The organism is Mesorhizobium sp. M7A.F.Ca.AU.001.01.1.1, from assembly GCF_004022735.1.
Classification (GTDB): domain Bacteria; phylum Pseudomonadota; class Alphaproteobacteria; order Rhizobiales; family Rhizobiaceae; genus Mesorhizobium; species Mesorhizobium ciceri.
Genome location: NZ_RZPF01000476.1, coordinates 1 through 5,256 on the forward strand (window position 1 = coordinate 1; position 5,256 = coordinate 5,256).

At 58.4% G+C, this 5,256-nt stretch carries 4 protein-coding genes; 1 reads left to right on the plus strand and 3 read right to left on the minus strand.

The annotated features are described in order from the left end of the window. Positions 1-515: Crp/Fnr family transcriptional regulator (locus EN884_RS24760; protein WP_164895134.1), on the minus strand; the 515-nt coding region annotated here is incomplete at its 3' end. A 162-nt stretch (positions 516-677) separates the two neighbouring features. Further along, on the minus strand, positions 678-959 hold the full coding sequence (locus tag EN884_RS24765; protein WP_024505425.1) for a hypothetical protein: 282 nt from the start codon (positions 957-959) through the stop codon (positions 678-680). 380 nt (positions 960-1,339) lie between these two features. On the opposite strand from EN884_RS24765, the gene EN884_RS24770 reads away from it, so the two are divergent. Next, positions 1,340-2,212 (plus strand): FkbM family methyltransferase, encoded by an 873-nt coding sequence (locus EN884_RS24770; protein ID WP_024505424.1) that lies wholly within the window; start codon positions 1,340-1,342, stop codon positions 2,210-2,212. Between the two features lie 101 nt (positions 2,213-2,313). On the opposite strand, the gene EN884_RS24775 is transcribed toward EN884_RS24770, so the two are convergent. Continuing rightward, the gene (locus EN884_RS24775; RefSeq protein ID WP_128360783.1) at positions 2,314-4,620 is read right to left on the minus strand and encodes a mannose-1-phosphate guanylyltransferase/mannose-6-phosphate isomerase; all 2,307 of its coding nucleotides are present in this window, start codon (positions 4,618-4,620) and stop codon (positions 2,314-2,316) included. Between the last annotated feature and the right edge of the window lie 636 nt (positions 4,621-5,256).

A 5,256-nucleotide genomic window follows, 5' to 3' on the forward strand; every position in this document is an offset into this window, starting at 1 on the left:
TAGCTGTTGCGCGTGACAGAGCCGATTCGTTCCAGACGCGTCATCAGTTCGAGGAAGAGATGCGCCGTCCGCGCCAAGGCGCTGCGTCGTCCCACATTGGTGAGATGTTGAGCGACAACCGCTGCATTGTGCACGAGGGTTTCGAGAACAAGGGAGAACAGATGGGGCGACTGCATGGCCGCAACGGCAAATGTCTTGGTCGAAGCCACCAGAACTGAAATTTCGGTTTGAGCCACAAACGTTTCAAGAGCCCTGCCCGAGTAGGACTGAGGTAGGACGATGTCGCCTTTCAGTGCAAAATCTAGAATCTGTCGCTGCCCGCCGGCAAGTTCATGAGAAATGCACCCCCAGCCCGACTCGACAATGAACATGCGATCGCAATCCTCGCCCTGATTGACGATGACCGTCTCCGCCAGATAGCGCTTCGGCGTGAATCCCAGCCTTTTGATCAGCGCCGTATCGTCCTCATACGACAGGCGTTTTTCATTCCCGCGCAAAAATGGATGTGGCGTCATTCAGAAGCAACCCCGCCCAACTACTGCCCGAACTACCTCCCTCGCATACACCGTACATTAAAATTGATGTGAAGAATATGCTCCAATGCACTATCGATGACGTGGCAACGGCAGTTTTGGTTGAAGATAACAAGTTTTTCCCGGTCGGCCGATGGCGACAGGTTAAGTCTTATTTCTCTTGAAATTTTCCCGCATGGAATCGACTATTTCGCTGGCGACGAGGCAGCTGCGATTGTCCGCTTGCTCGGCGGCATTTCGTAACGTCATCGACGCGTCCTTAAGTAGCCCTCTAATCTCTGCTGCTGACAAAAGCTCGGACGCTTCGAGTTCCAGCAGCACGGATTCACTCACGTGCAGCGCAGCAAGCGCCACCGCTCTAGGCCTTGTGGCAAGCAGTTTCAGAAGGTCACTGCTGGGTCTCGCACGGACTTTTTTTTTGGCCATCGTTGCGTCTCAACCGTTCGGACAAGATGGTTCACGTCTCAAAGTTACAACGCCTTGACGAATTAACCGCATTTCCATGATCGGGAGAGGTCGTTCAATGTGGCGTCAGGCATCTTCCCAAAGCATACTATCCCGCTTTGAGGCAGCGACACAGAGGCAAGTGCTACCGAATTTGCCGTAGCTACGACGTCCCTATCACCTTGCGGTACCTTGCTGATAAGCGGCGCAGGAAGCATGCCTACGACCGAACCGGGGAGGGCATGATGGCAGGAATATGCATGCGGGGGGTGTGTGCGGGCAATTTGCTTCGGTGGCGAGCCGGCCTGGCTACTCCCTAAGGGTGTATGGAGATTGGCACATCCTCAGGTGATACTGCGACGATGAACCGGACGTTCTACGCCAAGCTCTATCACATTGACGGGCTCGCGCGCGCCATCGGCTGGAGGAAACTGGTCTCAGTACTCCTTCGCCGCGCACTCGGGATCGGCTCGGCGATGAAAGTTCGCTGTGGCGATCATGAATTGCTGATCAGGCCTACCGACAGCGACTTGTTTGTCATGTCACAAATTTTTGGGCACGGCGAATATGAAATTGGAAAGGGTGGACAGAGCGCGCTCAACCGGCTCGCGGCAGGATGGAGACGGAGGGGGATCATACCCGTTATCGTGGATGCCGGCGCTAACGTTGGCTACTCGTCGATTTTCCTCAGAGACCAGTATCCTGATGCTGTGGTGATGGCCATCGAACCGGATCGCCAAACGCATGAAGTCTTACTCTCGAACTGCGCCGGTCTAGAGCGGATCATGTCTGTTTACGGCGCACTCTGGTGCCACGAGGGCGAAGTTGCACTTGTCAACAGCGAGCGCCCATCGTGGGCACGGGGCGTGGCAGACGGAGAAGGCGTGCCGTCGGTCACCTTACGGGGCCTTCTTGCCAGACTGCCCAAGGCGAAATTGCTGATGCTTAAGATGGACATTGAAGGCGCGGAGCTGGAGGCAACGCGAGACTGCGGCAAGGTCCTCAAGCATGTGCCGTGCATCATCGTGGAACCACACGACTTTATGTTTCCCGGCCGAGGCTGCCTCACTTTCGTCTACTCGCTTTTGAGCGGAAGGAAGATCGACAGCCTCGTCAACGGCGAGAACCTCATATTCATTGCCTCGGAACTCCTGGCAGCACCGGCAGCCTCACGGCGGCCGACGACCGGGGGAAAGCGAGCGTTGCCGGTGCGCGCGGCCAAGGCTGTGCCTTAGCGGCCGCGCCAGGAGCCGATATCTGCGGTCGTCAAGGTTCGGTGCAGACGACCTTCGCCAACCACGGTTCGGCACGAACACCGTATCTCAGGATCGTCGCATCAGGAGCGACCCAGTACCTGCCTCAAACCCGTCTTGCTCACGTCCGAAGCAGGAAGCGGGAAAGGTTCGACTTGGCCCGCGGTCTTGTCCAGATACTGCATCAATGCCGTCACCAGATGGTAGAAGATGCTCGCCGGCACCTCCGTTGCCAGTGACCTTCCGCGCTCGTCAATCCTGTCGATCCACAAGCCAAGCGGCGCGGGATCGATGTGCCATCTGAACAGGCGCGCGACACGGGCTTCGATCTCAGCTTTCAGGTCAGGCCCGCCAATGCCATCCAAGGCTACGGCTGCCTTGACGGCTTCGCATTGCGGCCAGCTGCGGGAGAGCCGGTCGAGAGGGATTCCCTGCCGCGATACGGCAGCAAAAGCCAGACCTGTTGTCCGGTTCAATCCACTGGCGACCGCCGATGAATAGAGCTTCCTTGCGTAGGCGACCAAGTCTTTCTGGCCGCTCGCTCGTGCGAAATCGACAAGGAGCGAAGCCCATTCGAAGTGATGCCCCGGTTCGGTCCACTGTCCTTCATCTCCCTGCAACGGCAACCAATCGGCGTCGAAACGTTCCCCAACCGTCCAGCTTTCCTGGTCGAAGAAATGGCTCCGGAAGAGATCGATGATGCGTGCTGCCCGACGCAGATATTCACGGTCGCCCGTGGCGCCATACCAGGCAAGAAATGATTCCAGCATGTGCATGTGTGGGTTCGAAGACCGCGCACCGTTCCAGCCGGGGCTCTCGAGGAACCCGGTCAGACTGTCGTGCTCGAGGTGGGCGTCGATGAAACGAAACGTCTGTTGTGCCAGTTTCAGGGCATCGTGGTGTCCGCATCGATGAGCTTGAGCCAGCGCCAGGAGCACGCAGGCATGGTCGTAGGCGTCCTCGGTCGGGTCGGCCGCGCTGCCGTTTGCATTGAGAGTTCGCACCCACCCGCCGCGGTTCGTGCGGCCGAATCTTGCGATGAAGTCGATACCGTGTTCGATGAGTTTGTCCGCCGGACCAGTCCAGCCACGTTCCTTGGCGACTGCGAAAGCGTAAATCTGGCGAGCCGCAGTGCGCATGCGCTTGGGTTTGCCCAATGGCCTCGCATCGAAGCCCAGGGCCTCATGGAAGCCGCCGTAAACATCGTCGACGCCAGCGGTGGACCACAGCGGCAGGGTTTCTTCGAAGAGCCAGTGCTCCACGCGCTTGCGCCATGAGCCACTGATGATGATCCGGTCTTCGGAGGCAGTAAATTTCGTTTCGAGGCGTCCGCTCTTCTCCAGCTGTTCGACGATTTTTTTCACGTTCTGGCTGTGGCTGACGGGTGCGACGAATACCGCATCTGGCGTCGCCACGATCGCAACATCCTTCATCCCGACGACGGTCAGCAGTCTGCCCTGGCTTCTGAAGTAAGAGTCCTGGCAATCGATGGCGACGATATCGCCCATTGTGACATTGCCGTTGCTGTCCGTGGGGCTGGCCTCCATTAGGGATTGCCATGAGCCAAGGTCGGTCCAGTGGAACGAGGCCCTAACCATTGCGATGTCGCGCGCATGCTCCATGATTGCATAGTCGATCGAGGTCGAGGGGACGGCCAAGTAGAAGCCTTGTGTCAAATAAAGGCCCGAGACGTCGGTCCGCGCTCCCTTGTAAGCCCGTTCCGCGGCGTCCCAGATGTCGGGCTGGAACTCGAGAAAAGCCTCCCGCATGGTGTCGGCTCGAAAGAGGAAAATGCCGGCGTTCCAGTAGAATTGTCCCGAAGACATGTATTTGCGAGCCGACTTGGCGTTCGGCTTTTCGACAAAGCGCGAAACCGAGGCTACTGCGTCAGCATCTGCCGTGGTCTCGATGTAACCATATCCGGTTTCGGGATGCGTCGGCTTGATCCCGAACACGATGATCTTTCCTGAATCGGCGGCAGGCACGCCGGCCTTGACGGTTTCCCAGAATTGCGTTGTCGTCGATATCTGATGGTCGGAGGGGACCACGAGCACAAGGGCGTCGGCTCCATATTCGGAGATCGTTTGCAGGGTGGCTATGGCGACGGCGGCCGCGGTATTGCGGCCGACCGGCTCGAAGATCGGTCTGCCGCCGTTCAGGCCGAGCGGTACTAGGTCCGAGATAACGCGCTCGGCATGCCGTTCGGAGGCTATCAGGTAGATCGGCGTCTCTCCGTCCGGCCGCGCCTTAAGGCGACGAACAGTCTTGGCAAGCATAGAGCCATCCCCCGAAAGATCGTGGAATTGCTTGGGGTTGTCTTCGCGCGAGAGCGGCCACAGCCGTGAGCCGACCCCCCCGCTCATGACAAAACTTACGATCCGGTCAGACATGGTCCAATTCCTCTCAGAATGTCTGGTTGTAGGCTCCGACCTCTGGATTGCCGCCCAGCACGCCATCGAGAGCCTCGAGTATCTCTCGGCGCCGCTCTGGCGACACAGGCTTTCCACAACCAGGACGATCTCCGCTTTGTTCGACGACGCCCAGGCCCCAGGTGCCGTCCTGAAAGCCCGTGGCTTTGATCGGAGCACTGGTTTTGAAGGCGAATGTGTTTGGACTCGCGTGTCCGACTATGTTCACGGTCACGATTTCCGCTCCGCAGTTTAGCGCCAACAGTCGTAACACGCGCCGCACGTGGCCGCCTTCATGAATTCGAGTAGCCCTATCGCCCTAGCTGCCACCCCTCATCCAATATGAGCATGCCCGCCGATGACCGAAAGGATGTCTCGTGCAAGCATGAGAGTCTTGTATTCTGCAAGGTGCGTCCCCTCTCGGGTGCAACGAGAAAGATGGCTGCAACATGCCGCTGACCGCATTCAGGTTCCCATTCGGCCAGAATGTCGACGAACGGCGGTTCCGTCGCCTGACCCGCCTTCTGGAGGTCATTCAGATGGACATCGAGAATGAAATCGCGGTACTGCGCCCGTGCGTGGAAAGGGTCACGGACTGTGCTGCGTTCGCCCTGGAAG